This window comes from Jezberella sp. (genome assembly GCF_964834465.1).
This window is the reverse complement of the sequence record NZ_CBAZRM010000007.1, coordinates 68,263-87,512: the sequence shown is the minus strand read 5'-3', so window position 1 is coordinate 87,512 and position 19,250 is coordinate 68,263. Positions and strand designations below refer to the sequence as shown.

Annotated in this window: 16 protein-coding genes; 4 read left to right on the top strand and 12 right to left on the bottom strand. The window is 53.6% G+C overall.

Translation table 11 applies throughout. The features are described from left to right. Position 1: 1 nt before the first annotated feature. Both AC1W8Y_RS07025 and AC1W8Y_RS07020 read left to right on the top strand, forming a co-directional pair. Positions 2 to 931 (top strand): NAD-dependent epimerase/dehydratase family protein, encoded by a 930-nt coding sequence (locus AC1W8Y_RS07025; protein ID WP_482013761.1) that lies wholly within the window; start codon positions 2 to 4, stop codon positions 929 to 931. Next, complete coding sequence (locus AC1W8Y_RS07020) at positions 928 to 2,103, top strand: glycosyltransferase family 4 protein (RefSeq protein ID WP_482013760.1); 1,176 nt, start codon at positions 928 to 930, stop codon at positions 2,101 to 2,103. Before AC1W8Y_RS07025 ends, AC1W8Y_RS07020 begins: the two co-directional genes overlap by 4 nt. Here the strand turns inward: AC1W8Y_RS07020 and AC1W8Y_RS07015 are convergent. The 3 genes from AC1W8Y_RS07015 to AC1W8Y_RS07005 are packed head-to-tail and all read right to left on the bottom strand — an operon-like array spanning position 2,093 to position 6,084. Next, a complete protein-coding gene (locus AC1W8Y_RS07015; protein WP_482013759.1) occupies positions 2,093 to 3,241 on the bottom strand; it encodes a glycosyltransferase in 1,149 nt (382 codons plus the stop codon). The two genes, AC1W8Y_RS07020 and AC1W8Y_RS07015, sit on opposite strands and share 11 nt — an antisense overlap. Before the next feature lie 2 nt (positions 3,242 to 3,243). Then, positions 3,244 to 4,344 carry an MraY family glycosyltransferase gene (locus AC1W8Y_RS07010; protein WP_482013758.1) on the bottom strand — a complete coding sequence of 367 codons (1,101 nt, stop codon included), beginning with the start codon at positions 4,342 to 4,344 and terminating at the stop codon, positions 3,244 to 3,246. A 60-nt stretch (positions 4,345 to 4,404) separates the two neighbouring features. Continuing rightward, positions 4,405 to 6,084 carry an acyl-CoA synthetase gene (locus AC1W8Y_RS07005; RefSeq protein ID WP_482013757.1) on the bottom strand — a complete coding sequence of 560 codons (1,680 nt, stop codon included), beginning with the start codon at positions 6,082 to 6,084 and terminating at the stop codon, positions 4,405 to 4,407. Between the two features lie 75 nt (positions 6,085 to 6,159). On the opposite strand from AC1W8Y_RS07005, the gene AC1W8Y_RS07000 reads away from it, so the two are divergent. Both AC1W8Y_RS07000 and AC1W8Y_RS06995 read left to right on the top strand, forming a co-directional pair. Beyond that, a complete protein-coding gene (locus AC1W8Y_RS07000) occupies positions 6,160 to 7,587 on the top strand; it encodes an MFS transporter (RefSeq protein WP_482013756.1) in 1,428 nt (475 codons plus the stop codon). A 60-nt stretch (positions 7,588 to 7,647) separates the two neighbouring features. Further along, positions 7,648 to 8,943, top strand: coding sequence for an O-antigen ligase family protein (locus tag AC1W8Y_RS06995; RefSeq protein WP_482013755.1), 1,296 nt, complete (start codon positions 7,648 to 7,650; stop codon positions 8,941 to 8,943). Positions 8,944 to 8,954: 11 nt separating this feature from the next. Here the strand turns inward: AC1W8Y_RS06995 and AC1W8Y_RS06990 are convergent, their stop codons facing one another. The 9 genes from AC1W8Y_RS06990 to AC1W8Y_RS06950 all read right to left on the bottom strand — a co-directional run bounded on the left by AC1W8Y_RS06990 (position 8,955) and on the right by AC1W8Y_RS06950 (position 19,219). Further along, positions 8,955 to 9,734: an endonuclease/exonuclease/phosphatase family protein gene (locus AC1W8Y_RS06990; protein ID WP_482013754.1), complete on the bottom strand. Its 780-nt coding sequence runs from the start codon at positions 9,732 to 9,734 to the stop codon at positions 8,955 to 8,957. A gap of 46 nt (positions 9,735 to 9,780) precedes the next feature. Beyond that, positions 9,781 to 11,577, bottom strand: a complete 1,797-nt coding sequence (gene aspS / locus AC1W8Y_RS06985) for an aspartate--tRNA ligase (RefSeq protein ID WP_482013753.1) — start codon at positions 11,575 to 11,577, stop codon at positions 9,781 to 9,783. Between the two features lie 42 nt (positions 11,578 to 11,619). Beyond that, the gene (locus tag AC1W8Y_RS06980) at positions 11,620 to 12,213 is read right to left on the bottom strand and encodes a DUF502 domain-containing protein (RefSeq protein WP_482013752.1); all 594 of its coding nucleotides are present in this window, start codon (positions 12,211 to 12,213) and stop codon (positions 11,620 to 11,622) included. Positions 12,214 to 12,237: 24 nt separating this feature from the next. After that, positions 12,238 to 12,636: an FmdB family zinc ribbon protein gene (locus tag AC1W8Y_RS06975; protein WP_482013751.1), complete on the bottom strand. Its 399-nt coding sequence runs from the start codon at positions 12,634 to 12,636 to the stop codon at positions 12,238 to 12,240. 103 nt (positions 12,637 to 12,739) lie between these two features. After that, complete coding sequence (locus tag AC1W8Y_RS06970; RefSeq protein ID WP_482013835.1) at positions 12,740 to 14,005, bottom strand: putative Na+/H+ antiporter; 1,266 nt, start codon at positions 14,003 to 14,005, stop codon at positions 12,740 to 12,742. Positions 14,006 to 14,182: 177 nt separating this feature from the next. After that, on the bottom strand, positions 14,183 to 15,796 hold the full coding sequence (locus AC1W8Y_RS06965; protein WP_482013750.1) for a GMC family oxidoreductase: 1,614 nt from the start codon (positions 15,794 to 15,796) through the stop codon (positions 14,183 to 14,185). A gap of 124 nt (positions 15,797 to 15,920) precedes the next feature. Beyond that, a complete protein-coding gene (locus AC1W8Y_RS06960; RefSeq protein ID WP_482013749.1) occupies positions 15,921 to 17,189 on the bottom strand; it encodes a TIGR03862 family flavoprotein in 1,269 nt (422 codons plus the stop codon). A gap of 60 nt (positions 17,190 to 17,249) precedes the next feature. Further along, positions 17,250 to 18,125 (bottom strand): dienelactone hydrolase family protein, encoded by an 876-nt coding sequence (locus AC1W8Y_RS06955; RefSeq protein WP_482013748.1) that lies wholly within the window; start codon positions 18,123 to 18,125, stop codon positions 17,250 to 17,252. A gap of 50 nt (positions 18,126 to 18,175) precedes the next feature. Beyond that, positions 18,176 to 19,219, bottom strand: a complete 1,044-nt coding sequence (locus AC1W8Y_RS06950; RefSeq protein ID WP_482013747.1) for a Bug family tripartite tricarboxylate transporter substrate binding protein — start codon at positions 19,217 to 19,219, stop codon at positions 18,176 to 18,178. Between the last annotated feature and the right edge of the window lie 31 nt (positions 19,220 to 19,250).

Here is a 19,250-nt window from a genome sequence, read left to right as displayed (position 1 = left end):
CATGGCAATTGCTGGCGGCGTTAGCACCTCAGGCTCAAAGCGCGTCTTAATCACGGGTTTGCAGGGTTTCACGGGTCATTACATGGCGCGCGAACTCGAACAACATGGCTACGAGGTTTGGGGTCTAGGTGACACTCCCTCGGATCACCCTCGAACCGTCGTTGCCAATTTGTTGGATTTACCCAGTCTGAAAGAGGCCGTCGCCAGAGCGCGCCCCAACTATGTGGTGCACTTAGCGGGGATCGCGTTCGTCGGACACGGTCAGCCCAAGGCTTTTTACGACGTCAATCTGGTGGGTAGTCGCAATCTGCTAGAAGCACTTGCACCCGTCGCAGAGGGGCTAGCGTGCGTCTTGCTTGCCAGCAGCGCGAATGTGTACGGCAATCTTCAAGAGGGCTTATTGAGCGAGGCCAAGCCGGTTGAGCCCGCCAACGATTACGCAGTCAGTAAATTGGCAATGGAGTACATGGCCAAGATCTGGATCCCTAAAATCCCTGTGGTGATAGCCCGTCCATTTAACTATACGGGCGTCGGTCAATCAGACAGTTTCTTGATCCCCAAGATCGTGTCACATTTTGTACGCAAGCAAAACACCATTGAATTGGGCAACATGGATGTTTGGCGTGAGTTCAATGACGTCAGGGATGTTGTGCACGCGTACAGGACACTGCTTGAGGCCAAGCCTGTCGGGCAAATCATCAACGTCTGCTCAAGTCAGCTTGTGTCCTTGCGTGGGGCGTTGCAAATGGCCAGTGAACTCACCGGCCAAACGATTGAAGCACGAGTCAACCCTGCATTTGTTCGCGCTAACGAGGTACTTAAACTCGGTGGTGACAATCGCTTATTGAAAAAATACGTTCCTGATTGGGCGCCGCGCCCCTTGCGCGAAACACTTGCCTGGATGCTGCAAGCTGCGGCAGTGCAATCATGATTAAAGTTGGTTTTGGCGTCTCTGCACTGGTCAAAGGGATGGCGGGTGGCGGCATCGACGGCATTGGCAACTACACCCTCGAAATGCTGCGCCGAATGGAAGCCATTTCAAACGGTACGGTAGCCAGCAATGCGTCCCTCTACAGTGCGCCCATCCGATTGATGCCTTTTGCTTTTGGCGATGAGGTGCCTGCGAAACTGACTGAAGTACCTGGGATCACGTTGGGTCACTATTCACTGAGCGCGTTATTTTCGGCGACCACTGGGCTTAGTTGCCCGGGGATCAGCGATTTTGCGAAAAGAGTCGATCTTATTCACGCCACTGACCACTGGATACCGAAATGCTCTCGCGTGCCTGTAGTGGCAACCTTGATGGATGCGATACCGCTCTCGCACCCCCAATGGGTCAGCGGCAAATTACGGGGCTTAAAGAATGCCCTCTGGAAGAAAGCCGCCAATTGGGCTGATTCAGTGATCACCATCTCTGAGTATTCCAAGCTCGAACTTTCTCGCTGGTGCGATATCCCCCTGGACAGAATCACGGTCATCCCGCTGGCGGTGGATGAACGCTGGTACAACGATGTCGCGCCTGTTCGGTTGGCAAAGATACGCGACGAGTACAAATTGCCAGCTTCTTTCTTTGTGTCAGTCGGTACCTTACAGCCTCGCAAAAATCTCGCGGCAACCATTCACGCGCATCGATCACTCACCCCAGCTGAGCGTCTTCAACATCCACTTGTCATCATTGGTCGTGCTGGCTGGAAATGCGAAGACGTGATCGAACTGATCGAGCAAGATAGGGCTTCAGGCGCCATTCGATGGTTAAAGCACGTGCCCGCTGACGATTTACTGCCAGTCGTCAAAATGGCCAGAGCCATGTTATTCACCTCGCTGGCAGAGGGGTTTGGATTGCCCGTGCTAGAGGCGTTTGCGGCTCAAGTCCCTGTCATTACTTCCAACACAACGTCTTTACCTGAAGTGACAGGCGATGCCGCCATCATGATTGATCCAACCGACATTGCCGCCATGGCAACTGCGATGCGCAGCATCGTTGGCGATGATTCACTTCACGCCGACTTGCGCCAGCGCGGTCTCGCCAGAGCACAATGCTTTAGTTGGGATACCTGCGCTCAGCAGACATTAGCGGTATACAGCCAAACCCTTAAACGCTAGCGTTCTTGGGATGCTTGGTGGCGCTGACCGATGCCGATAGTTGCTCATAAAGCTTTAAATATGAGGCAACCATCTGATCCGCCATGAAGTGACCACGGTATCTCGCCAAGGCGTTCTGACCCCAAACAGCGACCTGCTCTGGTTGCTGCCAAAACGTATCCAACGCCCGGCCAAAACCTTGTGCATCGTTGGGCGCGACGACCAACCCCGTCTCTTGGTCTTGATTAACATAGCTCGTGCCTGTGCCGATCTCGCAAGTGATCATGGGGGTGCCCTGCTGCGCAGCTTCCGCCAGCACAATGCCAAAGGCCTCAGACCGCAAGTGCGAGGGGAAAACAAACCCATAGGCTGCCCGCATGATGCAGCGCTTGTCTTCGTTGGTCACATCATCAACAAAGTGCAGGTGTTTTAACCCTAGGGTTTGAGCTTGCGCTTTCAATGCCTCATGCTGATCGCCTTTACCGACAATCACTGTTGGATAGTCGCGGCCTTTGAGGGCCTCAAGCAGGATATGCAGACCTTTGTAGTAGCGAAGTGCCCCTAAAAAGAGAAAAAACCGTTCGCCGAAGCGTTGACGCCATTTGGCAACCGCGGGGTCTAGTAGCGAACCTTGTTCAAAATGTTCAATCCCATACGTGATCAACTGGGCTTTATGCTGCCACTGCTGCAAAACGGGGCTACTGGCCATAATCCCTGGCGAAGCTGCAAGGATGTGCTGCATCTTGCCAAAGTACCTGTCGCGAAGGGGGGCGTAGATCTGGTTGAGCCTGACTTGGCTGACCACATCCGAGTGATAACTGAGGAGCGACGGTTTATTTATCCCCGTCATCAGATAGGACAAATCCGCGAAAGGCCAAGGGAAATGCAGATGCAAAACATCAGCCCAAGCAGCCTCACGACGAAAATTCAGCAGAAAACTCGCCGACAAGCCGGTTGAGGCAATATACATATCTTGATGATAACGACGAATCTCATAGCCACTCGGGTCAACATCTATCCGCGTTTTACCAGGCGTCAGCACCAGCACTCGGTTGTCTATACCCAGCTTGGTCGTATGGCTTGCCAAGGTATGGGCAACCTGCTCGATGCCACCATAGGTATCAGGGAAAAAGGTTTTAAGAACGTGCAAGACTCGCATGTTTACTGACGATTCTTCTTTTGTACAACTAACCATTTAGGCATGCGAAACAGCACCAGCGTGCGGTACAGCACCACGTAGGATACTGAAAAAAGCACCGTGCAAATGATCAAGGGAATTTGAAACTGCCAAAACAACACCGCCGGGATCACTGCCATCGACGACAGCACCCAAAGATAGGGAGAGGTCATGGCATTGCGCTCGGTGATCAGGTGCGCCTCAGACGACCCAACCGCCCATCTCACGAGACGCTTGTAGACCAGCATATGCAAATGCACGCCATCGGGTGCACCGGGCGATCTGCCTCGGACGAATTTTTTGCGATAAATCGAAAACAGCGTCTCAAAGACAGGATAGATACATAACAACAAGGGAAACCAAGCCGACACCTGAGGATGTCTGGCAAGCATAGTCACTGATAAAGTGCCAATCATGTAACCAATGAAATAAGCCCCGCCATCACCCAAGAAAATTAACCCACGGGGGTAATTCCAGATGAGAAATCCGCCCAGCGCCCCCAGCATGCCAACGGCGGCGACCAAGATCAACCGATCGCCTAGGTAAAAAGCGACATAACCAAGCCCCGCCAAAATCATCGCTGCGACGACGGTCGCGAGACCGTTATACCCGTCGATGATGTTAATGGCGTTGGCAGCCCCGGCGATCGTAAAAATCGTGAACACAAAAGAGACTGCTGAGATCTTGAGAATCTCGTCGAGGCCGTAGACATTGACCCGTGTCACGGCTGACCCAAGCCACCAATAAACCAGCGCCCCACTGATCAGTGCCAAACTCAAGCGAGCCAAAACGCGGACGTTTTTAAACAAATCTTCGCCTAGCCCCCCCAAAAACACCGGTAAGGCGCAACCAAACAGAATCATCAAGTCGGGGTAAATGGCTGGATCACGAAAAGCCGCTAAGGCAAAAACCGGGATCATCGCCATGAAGATCGCGACCCCGCCGGTACGTGGGACAGGACTGGCGTGATATTTTTGAACCCCGGTGAGATCGTGGTCAACCCCAGCCAGTCGGAGTCGGCGATGCCGTACCAAAAGCAATGACATCACCAATGAAACGAGAAACGCGCCTAAAACGTAGGCCATGCGCAGCGAAATCCTTATATGTTTAGGGGATTTTACTCTGAAGCCAGCGGCGGCGTTTCGTCACTCGTGATCGATCGCAGTCACCGCCCCCGATCGTTTGCGCAGCTCGAATTTCTGAATCTTGCCAGTCGATGTTTTGGGTAGATCACCAAACTCAAAAGCCCCAGGGACTTTGAACCCAGCCAAATGCAGCTTGCAGTGTGCGACCAGATCTGCCGCCAACACTTGCGCGCCGGGCTTGAGTTCGATGAAGGCACAGGGTGTCTCACCCCACTTGGGGTGGGGTTTGGCCACCACGGCGACCGCAAGAATGGCTGGGTGTTTATACAGAACGTCTTCGATCTCGATGCTAGAGATGTTCTCGCCGCCCGAAATAATCACATCTTTGCTTCGATCTTTGATCTTGATGTACCCGTCTGCAAAACGCACACCCAGATCGCCGGTATGAAACCACCCCCCCGCGAACGCTTCGGCGGTGGCTTCAGGATTTTTTAGATAGCCTTTCATACAAATGTTGCCACGCACCATGATCTCACCAATCGTCTGCCCATCGCGAGGCACGGGTTGCATCGTCTGCGGATCAATCACATCTGCGCCTGCCTGTAAGTGATATCTCACGCCCTGCCGTGCATGAAACACAGCACGCTCGCCGCAAGGCAACTCATCCCAGGCCGCTTGTGGCGTGCAAAGCACGCAGGGGCCGTAGACTTCAGTCAATCCGTAAACATGCGTGAGAGAGATGTTAATGGACGCCATGCTTTCGATCAGTGTTGCCGAGGGTGCTGCACCAGCGACCATTGCCCGCACGACAGCAATCGGCTTGCCGGGCCCGATGTTTTCCATGCCATATTGCTTGAGTTGCTCGGGGGCATTGACCAACAGGCTGTGAACAATAGGGGCACCGCAATAGTGTGTCACGCCGTGCTCGCGAATCGCCCCGAACACGCCTTCGGGGGTGACTTTACGCAAGCACACATTGACGCCCGCCCGCGCAGCAATTGTCCACGGAAAGCACCACCCGTTGCAGTGAAACATCGGCAAGGTCCATAAGTAGGTGCAATGCGCCGGTAAATCCCACTCAAGAATATTACTGAGCGCGTTGAGGTAAGCGCCACGATGGTGATACACCACCCCTTTTGGCTCACCCGTCGTGCCAGAGGTGTAATTCAAGGCAATCGCATCCCATTCGTCGCCTTGGTAGTCGATGGGTGCATCTGACGACGCGCTGATCAGCTGGTCATACGTCAATTGACCGATGCGCTCGCCCGCGCCCTGATATTGACGATCATCGACATCGATCACCAAGGGTGAGCACTCAGGATTGATTCGCTTTGCCTCGATCAGCGCTGCGTGCATCACCGCCGAGAATTCTCGATCGACGATCACTACCTTAGACGACGCGTGAGTCAACATGTAGGTCAAGCTCGCGGCATCTAGCCGAGTATTTAGCGTATTAATGACAGCACCGATCGCGGGGATGCCGAAATGACACTCAACCATTTCAGGGATGTTGGGCAGCATGACCGTCACCGTATCGCCCCTGCCAACCCCTCGGGACGCTAAAGCGTTCGCTAGCTGCATGGCCCGCGCATAAGTCTCAGACCATGTGCGCCGAATATCACCATGAATGACCGCAAGGCGGTCGGGGTGCACTTCAGCAGATCGTCTGATGAAATCAACCGGTGACAATGCTGCAAAATTAGCGCTTGTCTTGGGCAAATGCTGCTCGTCAATGTTCATGGGTTTGTCTCGACCTGTATTTTCAGGTTGATTCTATAGAAAAAAGGTATTCGAAGCGAGGTTGGCTCGGGTGCTATGCTTTTGCTTATGCGCACTGAATTGCCGACCCCACCGAACGCTCACGAATCACCCTATCAGCGCAAACAATTACTGATGGCGATGGCGGGCATTTGTGCGGCAGTCGTCGTCGCCGCTTTTGACTCAACCATTGTGAGTACGTCCATGCCCAAAGTCGCCCAGGCATTGGATGGAATGGATAGTTACGCATGGGTGGGGACAGGTTACTTTCTGGCCTGCGCCATCACCATCATGATTTTCGGCCGGATTGGTGATCTTTATGGTCGCAAACATTTGATGCTGATCTCACTGGCTATCGTCGGGTTGGGGTCTATCCTGAGTGGTCTGTCGCAAAGTATGGCGCAACTTATTGGATTCAGAGTGTTTCAGGGCCTGGGGGGCGGCATGATGATCGCCACCACCTTTACCGCCCCAGCTGATATTTTCCCCGACCATAAAGAACGCGTTCGCTGGATGGCGCTCGTCTCCGTTGCGTTTGCGGTGTCGAGCGGTCTCGGGCCTGTGTTGGGCGGGATGGTGACGCAGGCGCTCAGCTGGCGTGCGGCGTTTTTCCTGACCCCTGCGGCTGCCGGGATTGCGATTTACATGATCTGGAAACACTTCCCGAAAGTCACGCCGCCACCCAAAGCTGACAATCATCGGTTCGACTGGCTGGGTGCTGCAGTACTCTCCGTTGCCGTGGGTGCCCCTCTCGCGGGCCTAGAGCTGGCTATCGCCCCCTCAAAGTCAAGCCATTTTTTACTGGCGTTCGGCCTCATGTTCGCGGGTGGGTTGTCTGCATGGGGGCTGATCCCCATTGAACGCCGAGCGGTGACACCGATTTTTCCTTTACGGATTTTGCGAACCACAGAGGCCCGCTGGCTTAACTTTTCAGCCTTCCTGATCGGCGCGGTCATGTATGTGTTGATTTTTTATATCCCGCTGCTGCTTCAAAAAGAGTTTGGCTACAGTCCCACCAAGGCCGGTTTGCTCATGACACCATTAGTTGCGGGGATTCCGATAGGTAGTATTTGCAATGGTTATCTTTTTAGACGTACCTCTCATCCACAAAGATTGATGGTTTTCGGTAGCATCCTTCTTGCGCTGGGATGTATTGCCATGGTTAGTTTTACTGCACAGAGTTCAGATCAATGGATTCTGGTGACGCTGGCCGTTTGCGGGATTGGCTTAGGTTTTTTGTTGCAAAACTTCACTTTGTTCATGCAAATGCTCGCTGATCGCGTCGACGTCGGTGCTGCCTCGGGCCTGATACAAACCACGCGGGCGGTCGGTAGTGCCATGGGAACCGCCATGGTCGGCATCCTGATTGCACGAATCTCTGTGGGCACAGGGGTGAAGGCTGGCCTGATCATCTGCGTGTTGTTATGTGTGTTTGTCGGCTGGATCAGTCACCGCATTCGCATCCGTCATGATGCCGAGCAATAGCAAAAACGTACAAAAACTTACAAACTGTTACAAAACACCTATGATGACACTGTAAGCGTCATGGCTCGTTTATCATTGCTCAATATGAGAATTTCTGTTCAGCAAATTAATTCTGCAGTGGGCGGTGTGGTCATTGCAGCGATACCCACGTTGCTTCTGACCGAACTTGGCCATTCAAGCATCGCATGGTATGGGCTCGTGTTTTCTGCATTTGCCATGTGGTTCACGCGAGAGGGTGGATGGCGTTTGACCCTTGCCAGCCTCAAACCATACCGTGCCCTGACAGGGGCACTCGCATTCGCGTTCGTGCCGATCTTACTGTTTATGGCCTTGCATCATTCGACCGCTGGCGCGGAACTTGAACGGGCCGTTCGGATGTTGCTCGGTTGTCTGTTTGTGCTGGGCGCGGCATTAAGCATGAAGCCGCAATGGCTACGTCAATCATCTTGGGGCTTCGCCATTGCTGGCCTTGCCAGCTCAGCCTATGTCTTTTGGCCTGCTGAACGTGAGTTAGGGCGGCCGGTGACCCCAGAGTTCAACTCTGTTTCATACGGCAATTTGACGCTGTTGATGGCCATGTTGCTGATGTATTCAATCCGCTGGTCATTGACGCCTTGGCCTCGCGCTGAAAAAGCGGCTAAATGGGCTGTGGTCTTGATCACGATGGTCGGCTTTGTTTTGACACAAACACGCACCGGGTGGCTCGCCGTGCCAGTGTTCGGACTCATTTGGCTTTACCTCAATGGCTGGATCAAACGCCTGTCAACCATGATTTACACAGCTGTCGGTTTGCTACTGCTATGTGGCGTCATGCTGTTCAGCATCCCGAAAATGCATGAACGCTTGATGGATGGCTATCACGAAGTCACTGAATGCTTGACGACCAACTCGACTGCCTTTAGCTCAACCTGTATTCGACTGCAATTGTGGCGTTCATCGATGGATATTTTTGTCGAACAGCCTTTGCTCGGCTTAGGATTACGCAAAAATTTTCAACCCGCGCTGCAAGAGCGAGTCAGCAAAGGACTGGTGTTGCAAAGAGTCGCTGATGAATGGGCAGAACCTCATAGCGACATGATGATGGCCCTCGCCACGCAAGGCGTTTTGGGTGGCGCAGCCCTGCTATTTGTCTATTTCGCCCCTGCACTTTTATTTGCTCGAAGATTGGCGACCGATCAAACGAATAACGCACGCGTTGCAGCGGCTATGGGTTTAGCGGTCTGCTTGGGTTTCGCCGTGTTTGGCCTAACCGAATTGATGTTTCGAGGCATGCGAACCGTTGGCTTCTATGCGGTCATGATTGGTTGGTTGATGGCGCTTTCAGACCCTATCCTCAGCACCAAACACCCTAAATAAGTCCAGTCAGCTCACGGCAACTCAATCTCAGCAATGATGGGGGCATGATCTGACAACTGAGTCCAAGGCCTGCCCTTAAGCACTTTTGCACTTTTCACGACGAAACCGCGTTGATAAATCCGGTCTAGCGGTAGCATCGGGAAGCCCACCGGAAACGTCCGCGGCGAGGGCTTTCTCTGCAACGTTTCAATGCCTAAGTCAGTCAATCGGATTGGCCCTTGATTTTTTTGAAAGGTTTGCGAAAACACTTCGTACACGCCCAGCTCATTGACAAACAAGGGGGCCAGCGAGTCTTGCCAATCATTAAAGTCGCCTGCAATCAGTAACGGTTCTTGCTCGGGCACCAGGCGTTTGATTCGCTCAGAGATGCGTTGTATCTGCCTGACTCGGCTTGCAGCAAATAAACCAAGATGCACCACCACACAGTGGATGCGAGCACCCTTGACGTCGATGATGCCATGCAAGAGCCCTCGCTGCTCGAGCACATGGTCAGAAATATCCTCATTCTCGAACTCGGTGATCGGGTACTTCGACAATAGGGCATTGCCGTGATGGGTGTGGTCACGAATCGCATTGGGGCCATAAGCGACCTGCATCTGCAAAGCAGCGCCTAAAGACTCATGCTGGGCGTGCAGATTTGACTGCTTCTCGTTGCGACCTTGAACCTCTTGCAGAAACAGGATGTCAGGATTCAAACCGTGCAAATGCACTCGCAACTCGGCCAGCGAATCTCTGCCTGAGACCGATTTACCCTTGTGGATGTTATAGCTGACAATACGAAGCACGGTCATCGCTTACCCTTCGCTGACCGTGCTTCGCTGAATCACATTAGATACTTCACGCAGGCTTGATATCTGCTTGGCGCAACCGGATATGCAGCTCGCGCAACTGCTTCTCGTCGACTGGCGACGGGGCTTGAGTTAACAAGCACTGCGCACGCTGCGTCTTGGGGAAGGCAATGACATCGCGGATTGATTCAGCACCGGTCATCATGGTGACAATCCGATCCAGGCCGAACGCAATACCGCCGTGGGGTGGCGCACCGTACTGCAACGCATCAAGCAAGAATCCAAATTTGAGCTGCGCCTCTTGAGCATCAATCTTCAGTGCGCGGAAGACTTTGCTCTGGACCTCTTCGCGGTGAATACGCACCGAGCCACCGCCGATCTCCCACCCATTGAGCACCATGTCATAGGCTTTAGCGATTGCTTTGGACGGATCCGTTGTCAGCAGGTCTTCGTGACCATCTTTGGGGCTAGTGAACGGATGATGTGCTGCGACGTAGCGGTCAGCTTCTTCATCGTACTCAAACATCGGAAAATCAACGACCCACAGCGGCTTCCAAACGTTGTCAAACAGACCCGCTGCCTTGCCAAACTCGCTGTGACCAATTTTGACGCGCAAGGCGCCCATCGCATCGTTGACGACTTTCGCTTTGTCAGCACCGAAGAAAATCAAATCCCCATTTTGCGCACCGGTACGCTTGACCATCTCAGCCACCGCAGCATCGTTGAGGTTTTTGACGATAGGCGATTGCAAACCATCGCGGCCCCCAGCAATGTCGTTGACCTTAATCCACGCCAATCCTTTTGCACCGTATATCGCCACGAACTTGGTGTAACTGTCGATCTCGCTACGCGAAATCGCTGCGCCCCCCGGGATTCGCAGCGCGACGACTCGGCTGCCTTCGGTGGTCGCCGCTTGCGCGAAGACTTTGAACTCAACATCCTTCATCACGTCAGTCAACTCTGTGAACTCGAGTTTGACCCGCAAATCGGGCTTGTCTGAGCCATATAACCGCATGGCTTCAGACCAAGGCATGATTGGAAATGGCGCAGGCAAATCGACGTTCTGAACCGCCTTAAAGACATGACGGATCATTTCTTCGAAAATCTCGCGAATTTCAATTTCTGACAAGAATGACGTTTCACAATCGATCTGGGTGAATTCAGGTTGACGATCTGCACGCAAATCTTCATCACGGAAGCATTTGGTGATCTGGTAGTAGCGATCAAAACCCGAGACCATCAACATCTGCTTGAACAATTGCGGCGACTGCGGCAAGGCAAAAAACTCGCCAGCATTGACCCGAGAAGGCACGAGGTAATCACGAGCGCCTTCAGGCGTGCTCTTGGTGAGCATGGGGGTTTCAATGTCGATAAACCCCAGCCCATCCAGAAACTTGCGGACTTCAATAGAGACACGATAACGAAGCATCATGTTGCGCTGCATTTGACCACGACGCAGATCAAGCACGCGATGCGTCAGTCGTGTTGTCTCTGACAAGTTCTCATCATCAAGCTGAAAAGGCGGTGTTACCGATGGATTGAGGATTTCAACTTCACGACACAAAATCTCGATTTCACCAGAGGCTAAATCACTGTTGCTGGTGCCAGCCGGACGCTCACGAACCAAACCCGTGACTCGGATACAGAACTCATTACGCAACCGTTCTGCAATGGCAAAGCCTTGCTCGTTATCGGGATCAAACACGATTTGCGCCAGACCTGCGCGGTCGCGCATGTCGATAAAGATCACGCCGCCATGGTCACGACGACGGTGCACCCAACCAAACAAAGTGACCGTCTGGCCTAGGTGATCACGACAAACCTGACCGGTGTAGCAGGTACGCATTCAGAGTACTCCAAGTAAGAACGAGCGATTCATGACGAATAATTACGACGCGGGTGGTGAAACCACCCCCATCGATACGATGTATTTCAACGCAGTGTCCACAGACATCTTGAGTGGAATCACTTCACTACGCGGCATAAGTAGAAAAAAACCTGACGTGGGGTTGGGGGTCGTCGGGATATAAACGCTGACAAAATCCCCATCAAGATTCGCAGCAACCTCACCCGAGGGTGCACCTGTTAAAAAGGCGATCGACCAGGATCCCTGATGCGGGTAGCGAATCATGACAGCTTCACGAAATGCCTGACCATTCGGGGCCAGCAGTGTGTCGCTGACTTGCTTGACTGATTGGTAAATCGAGCGGACCAGGGGGATGCGGCCCAGGATTTTTTCGGATAGGCCAAAAATACGTTTGCCAAAAAAGTTAGCGCCTAACATCCCTGTCACGAGCAATACCAACAACACCAGCAGCATCCGAAAGCCAGGTATATCAAGACCAAATAACGCCTGAGGAGACAAAAAGGCGGGCACCACACCTTCTAGCGTATTGACCACCACCCCAATCACCCAGATGGTGATCACCACCGGAACCCAGATCAACATTCCAGTTAAGAGATAGGTTTTAAGCCAGCGCATGATGTGAGTGATATCCTGATGGGCTTATTTGTTGGCTGTTGAACTGGCAGGCGAACTTGAAGGGGCCGTCGCGGGCGGTGCGGCGCTTGTTGAGGGCGAGACCGTCGATTGACTGGTTGACGCAGCCGCGCCAGCCGGCGCGGCCGCCGTATCAGCACTGGCCGACCCCTCTGAGGAAGCCACGCCATCTTTTTTTGCCACGACAGGGGCAGGCTCTGCTGTTTTGGCAGCACCAGTACCTTTGTCGCGAAAGTCCGTCACATACCACCCCGACCCTTTCAATTGAAAACCGGCGGCTGTTACCTGCTTAACGTAGGTCGACTGATGGCATTCGGGGCACACGGTTAAGGGCGCGTCAGACATCTTTTGTAACGTGTCATGAGCATAACCGCACGCGCTGCACTTATAGGCATAGATTGGCACGATAAAACTCTTCGAATAAACACGGGGTGCTCAAGCTAGACCTGAGCGCCCCATAAGTTGGGGAAAGCCTTGGATTTTAACGGGTTTTTACCCATTCAGTGATTTAGACCAGAAACATGGCCGCAGCGATCGCTGTTGGTAGAATCGCGGCCAGTAAAAGGCCACCACCAGAAATCGCCTCGTTTTTAAAGCTGCTCTTAAGAATGGAGTAACCGGCAGGATTCGGGGCGTTCGCAATGACGGTCAACCCGCCCCCCGTGACGGCACCAGCCACCAACATATACTGCCACGACGCTGAGGTACCGTCGACTAAAGATCCCAAAAAAGTCAGCGCTGCGTTGTCTGTCAGCGCAGTCAGCGCCATCCCGCCCCAGAACAGCACAAGGGGGGAAAGACCACCGAGCAAATCCTGTAACCACCATTTTTGCAAAGCCCCCAGAAGGACAAGGCCTGCCAGAAAAAACCCTACCAGCAATCCTTCTTTGATCATCAGGCGGGATTGATGACGTGGGTAAGCCGTACAAAATCCAATAAACAACACCAACAGGCCCATAAAAATGGCGGGATGATGCGCCGTCATCACGACACCAACCAAGCACAGCAAATGAACCGCAACCGTAGCAAACGGCACTCGGACGGTAGCCTCTTCGGTCACCCCGCGGTGCGTTTCAACCTCGCCAGCACTCAGTTGTTTTCGAAAAACCAAGGTCAGCCATAAAGCATTGACCACCACAGCAACGATGGCTCGCCAACCGAACTCAGACAGCATGTGCGAGGTTGTCCAACCAAAGGTTGAAGCAACCATCAACACAGGGGGGGCGGCATAGGCCGTCAATACGCCCCCGATTGAAACGTTGACGAACAAAACGCCCAGCGTCAAATATTTAAACCGTTCGTGCCCCGCGCATTTGAAATAGGCATCGCGCAGCAACAAGGCCGCCAACGTCATTGCTGCGGGCTCAGTAATCAACGACCCGAGCAAAGGCACGACGCTCAACACAATGAAAAAGGTCGCTAAATGCTTGTTGACAGGCAATGCCTTCGCCAGAACGCGCACGAGTGCAGCCACTAACTCAAGAATGGGCCGACTACCTGCAACCACCAATATCGCGAAAACAAACAAGGGTTCAGTGAAGTTACTATGGTCGACAAAATGGATGGCTGTGGCTGGCCCGGCCATCATCGCCATGGCGACAATCAGGATGAAGGCCCAGAGGCCAAACACCACCTCGACTTCGGCCAGCAAGTGCCAAAAACCCGAGTGCGTACCTTTTTTATCTGATAATTTGGCGAAAATCGTGACAGAAAAAGTGTGCAGGATGGCACACACGAACAGCACCGTCGCCAAGACTTGAACAGAAAATGGAATCACCATCAACGCGTCGCCTACCCTTAAACTATACCTAGGGCACTATACCGTGTGCGCGGTAACCGCGGTGAGGTTTTTACTCATTGTCTGAACAAGTACTTTTAGTTACACGCGGCCTGACAGCCTAGGGTCAACCGCGCTTTTGGCCCGGATCAACCAAGGTTTCACCGACTACTCCTATCGCCGATCCGCCAAGATCATTTGAGCCGCTTTTTCAGCAATCATCATGGTGGGTGAATTCGTGTTGCCAGACGTAATCGTGGGCATGATTGAGGCATCAGCAACCCTTAATCCCTGAATGCCGTGTACCCGCAAGCGTGCGTCAACCACCGCCATGTCGTCTTGACCCATCTTGCAGGTGCCGACGGGATGGAAGATAGTCGTGCCAATGTCACCCGCGGCCTGAGCCAGTGCCGCCTCATCATCACCGACACTGGGGCCGGGCTTGTACTCTTCTGGCTTAAATTTGGCCAGTGCCGCCTGGCCGACAATGCGTCGGGTCAAACGGATACTGTCTGCCGCGACGCGTCGATCTTCAGGCGTGGACAGGTAATTGCAAAAAATCTCTGGCGCTTGTGACGTATCAGCCGACAGTGGCTTCACATGACCGCGGCTGGTTGGTCGCACATTGCAGACAGACGCCGTGAACGCCGGAAAGGAATGCAGCGACTCACCAAATTTTTCGAGTGACAGGGGCTGAACGTGATATTGCACGTTCGCCCGCGTCTGAGTGGGATCAGACTTCGCAAACACCCCCAATTGCGACGGCGCCATGCTCATCGGGCCTCGTCGCGTCAGTGCATACTCAAGACCAATCATGGCCTTGCCCCAGAGCGAATTAGCCATCGTGTTCAACGTTCGTGTCCCTTGGACGCGATAGATCATTCGTAACTGCAAATGATCTTGCAGATTTTGTCCGACGCCCTTGAGCTCATGCACCAGGGGTATGCCCAAGGGGCTTAACACACTCGAATCACCCACGCCAGAGACTTGCAATATATGGGCAGAGCCAATCGAGCCTGCCGCCATAACGACTTCTTGGGCTGCCCGGGCAATCTGTTGACTACCGTCCTTGATGAACTCAACGCCGGTCACGCGTTTACCTTCAAACACGAGGCGCGTGGTGCGTGCATGCGTGAGCACCGTCAAATTACTGCGATGCTTGATGGGGTGTAAAAAGGCCTTTGAGGCATTCCATCGCCAACCGTCCTTCTGGTTGACTTCAAAATAATTGCTTCCCTCGTTGTCGCCCCGGTTGAAGTCGTCGATACGCGAGATGCCGGCTTGCTCGGCGGCATCGCGAAATTGATCAAGAATTTCCCAAGACAAGCGTGCACGATCCACTCGCCATTCGCCGTCACCGCCATGAAACTCGCTATTGCCCGCGTGGTGATGCTCCATCCCTTTATAAACAGGCAACACATCATCCCAACCCCAACCAGGATTGCCCGCAGCAACCCAGCTGTCATAATCAGCGCTCTGCCCGCGCATGTAAATCATGCCATTAATGGAAGAACAGCCCCCCAACACTCGCCCTCGGGGATAACCAAGCTGACGACCATTTAAGCCAGGATCAGCCGCCGTCTTAAAACACCAGTCAGTGCGTGGATTACCAATGCAATAGAGATAACCAACGGGGATGTGGATCCAGTGGTAGTTGTCTGGCCCACCCGCCTCGAGCAGCAAGACTCGGATCTTAGGGTCGGCGGATAGTCGATTGGCGAGCACACACCCGGCTGAGCCAGCGCCAACAATAACGTAATCAAATTCAAGCGCGGTAGAAGTCGTCATAAATATTCTTTTAAGCAGCAGGCGGTCAGGCCCGACGAATCGTTATTTTGCTGGAAGAATAGCCTGAACTTGGCCAATTTAAAAATTGAGGCAGCACTTCATGAACGCAGCAAACCAAGAAAGTCTACAAGGCGGATACGCGAAGGTCTGGAATTCTCTTCGTTTCTTTAAACCACGTCGTTACCCCATGCGCCGCCGCTTTGCCTGTTGCCATGCAACCGTTCAACAAATAACCACCGGTAGGGGCCTCCCAATCGAGCATTTCACCAGCCATAAATACGCCGGGCAGCTGCTTGGACATTAAGGTTTGTGTGAGCCCCTCAAACTTGACGCCCCCGGCGGTACTGATCGCCTCGTCAATGGGACGGCAGGCGAGCAAAGTCACTGGCAGTGCTTTGATCGCTCGTGTGAGTTTTACCGGATCTTTAAAAGTCTCTGCACTCGTGCACTCGCGTAGCAATCCAGCTTTAACCCCCTGTAAGCCCAATCGGGCCCGCAGATGTGTGGACATGGATTTAGAACCTCGTTCTCGCGTGATCTCATCAAGTACGCGTTGCGGTTGATGATCTGGCAACAGATCAATCGTGAGGATGGCTTTACCTCGGCTCAGGATCTGATCGCGCAGGTCTGCCGATAAGGCATAAACAACGCCCCCTTCGAGCCCTTGAGCGGTCAACATACATTCACCTCGGATGGCAACCGATTTTGTTGCCGAGGTTTTAAAGGTCGCCGTCTTAATCGGTTGCCCGGCATATTGATCAATGAAATGCTGCGACCATGTCGTCTCGAACCCACCATTGCTCGGCAGCAGGGGCGCCAGTTCAACCCCTGCCTTTTGCAGCAAGGGCCACCAAGCGCCATCGGATCCGAGTGAGGCCCAGCTTCCGCCCCCCAAGGCCAGCACTGTTGCATCAGCGGTGATATTTTTGGGGCCAGCTGGTGTGTCAAAGTGCAACAACTGATGCGCGTCTGTCACGGCCTCTGAGCCCCACCCAAGCCAACGATGACGCATATAAAACTGCACACCCTGACCACGCAATCTATGTAACCAGGCACGCAACAATGGGGCCGCTTTCATTGCTTGCGGAAAAACACGCCCCGAGCTACCAACGAAGGTCTCTATCCCCAAGCCCTGAACCCACGCGCGTAAGGCTAGGGCATCAAAGCGCTCGAGTAACGTGCGCATTTCTGCGTGCCGACCACGGTAACGAGTCACGAACAGGTCTGAGGGCTCTGAGTGAGTGATGTTCAACCCACCTCGCCCGGCCATTAAAAATTTTCGACCGACAGAGGGCTTGGCTTCATACACTTGCACCGTAAAACCCTGTTCGGCAAGCGTCTCTGCCGCCATCAGGCCAGCGGGTCCTGCGCCAATGACGGCGATCGTAGTCATGACGCAATCCCGCCAAAAAAGGGTTCAAAAACCCACCCCGTACGTCGGGGGGGTGTTGGATCAGACGTACTGTTTAAACCACGCCTGCATTTTTACCCATCCGTCCTTCGCTTCTGTCTCGTGATAGCTGGGGCGATAATCTGCATGAAACGCGTGGCCGACGTGAGGATACAGCACAAACTCAGAGGCTTTAGCCGCGGCATCACCGGTTTCAAGTGCTGCCTTCATCAGATTCATGCTGGCAACAGGGATGCCAGTATCTTGGCCACCGTACAAGCCAAGCACCGGCGCATGTAACTTACCCGTCAAATCGATCGGGTTGGTAGGGTGTAATTCGTCTTTATCGCCCACCAAACGTCCATACCACGCCACTGACGCTTTCAACTTAGGGTTGTGTGCCGAATAAAGCCAGGCGATACGTCCACCCCAGCAGAATCCCGTCAAACCCAAACGGTTGGCATTGCCGCCGTTCGCGACGGCCCATTTAACGGTCGCATCCAGATCGCTCATCACCTGAGCGTCGGGAACTTTGCTCACAATCTCAGCAAAAATTTTGCCCATCTCCGTATATTTGGAAGGATCACCTTGACGTGAATACAAGTCGGTGGCGATGGCGAGATAACCAAGCTTAGCGAGACGACGGCAGATGTCTTGGATGTATTCGTGAACACCGAAAATTTCCTGGACGACCAGGATGGTCGGCAGATTCTTTTTACCCGCAGGGGCCGCACGATAAGCGGGCACGCTCCCACCCGCAACAGGGATTTGTACTTGCCCAGCAATCAATCCTTTATCGTCGGTCTTGATGGCCGTTTGCGCCATTACTGGCCCGGCGGCAACGGCGAAGCCGCTCATGACTGACGTCGTGAGAAAGCCACGACGATTCAACACAAGCGGGGGTAATAGGCTTTCAAACTCTGGGGATGGTTTATTCACGGTAGATCTCCCTGAAAATTGGGGCAGCCAATATCTGTGAAGTCAGATGTTTAGTTGAGTTTAATGTTAGCCGCTTTCGCAACGGCCGCCCACTTTAAAATCTCGCCAGCAACGTAGTGGCGGAAATCTTCTGGCGAGCCGCCCGCCACGAAAGCAGAATCCTCTGCAAACTGTGCCTGCGTCTCTGGTCGCCCCAGCACCGTCAGTGCGGCTTGAGACAACTTTTCAACGATGGCGGGCGGGGTGCCGGCCGGCGCGAACAGACCGTTCCATGAGCTCACTTCAAAATCGGCCAAACCCTCTTCTTCAACCGTCGGAACGTTCGGCAGCTGCGGCAATCGCTTGGCACCAGCCACCGCAATCGCCCTGAGCTTGCCCGCTTGAACAGACGGCACAACGCCTGCGGCGGTCATAAATCCCATTGAGACATTGCCCGCCATAATGTCGGTGATCGCAGGAGATGCGCCTTTGTAAGGAACATGCAACAGATCAATCCCGGCTCTGATCTTCAGAAGCTCGCCGGCAAAATGGGTTGAACCGCCAGTGCCAGTCGTCGCGTAAGTCAATTTGCCTGGATTCGCACGGGCGTAAGCGATGAGTTCTTTTAAATGGTAGACCGGCAACTTGGGGTTCACGACCAGCACGCTCGGCGACGACATAAAGTGCGTGACAGGCACAAAATCTTTCAGTGTGTCGTAACGCAAATTATCGTAGACCGACATGTTGGTCGCGTTAGAAATGGTACCTACCAGCAGCGTGTAGCCATCGGGGGTCGCATGAGCAACGGCTTCACTGGCGATGTTAGACCCCCCGCCAGGCTTATTTTCAACAATGATAGGTTGACCCAGGATCTGCTCCATCCCATGAGCCATCAAGCGGCCAATCAGATCGGTAGGCCCGCCAGCCGAATAACCGATCACAAGCCTGATTGGCTTAGCGGGGTAAGGGGCTGCGGACTGCGCCTGCGCGCTTAGTCCCGTTAGCCCCGTTAGCACCGTTAGCACCGTTAGCCCCTTGAGTGCCCACAGCGCTAACCCTGACCAGACTCGATTGACGCGGCGGCGCTTAGCCCAGACTTTATGCCTTGTTAACATGCTTGGCTCCTCACTTGCTTTGACTTCACTG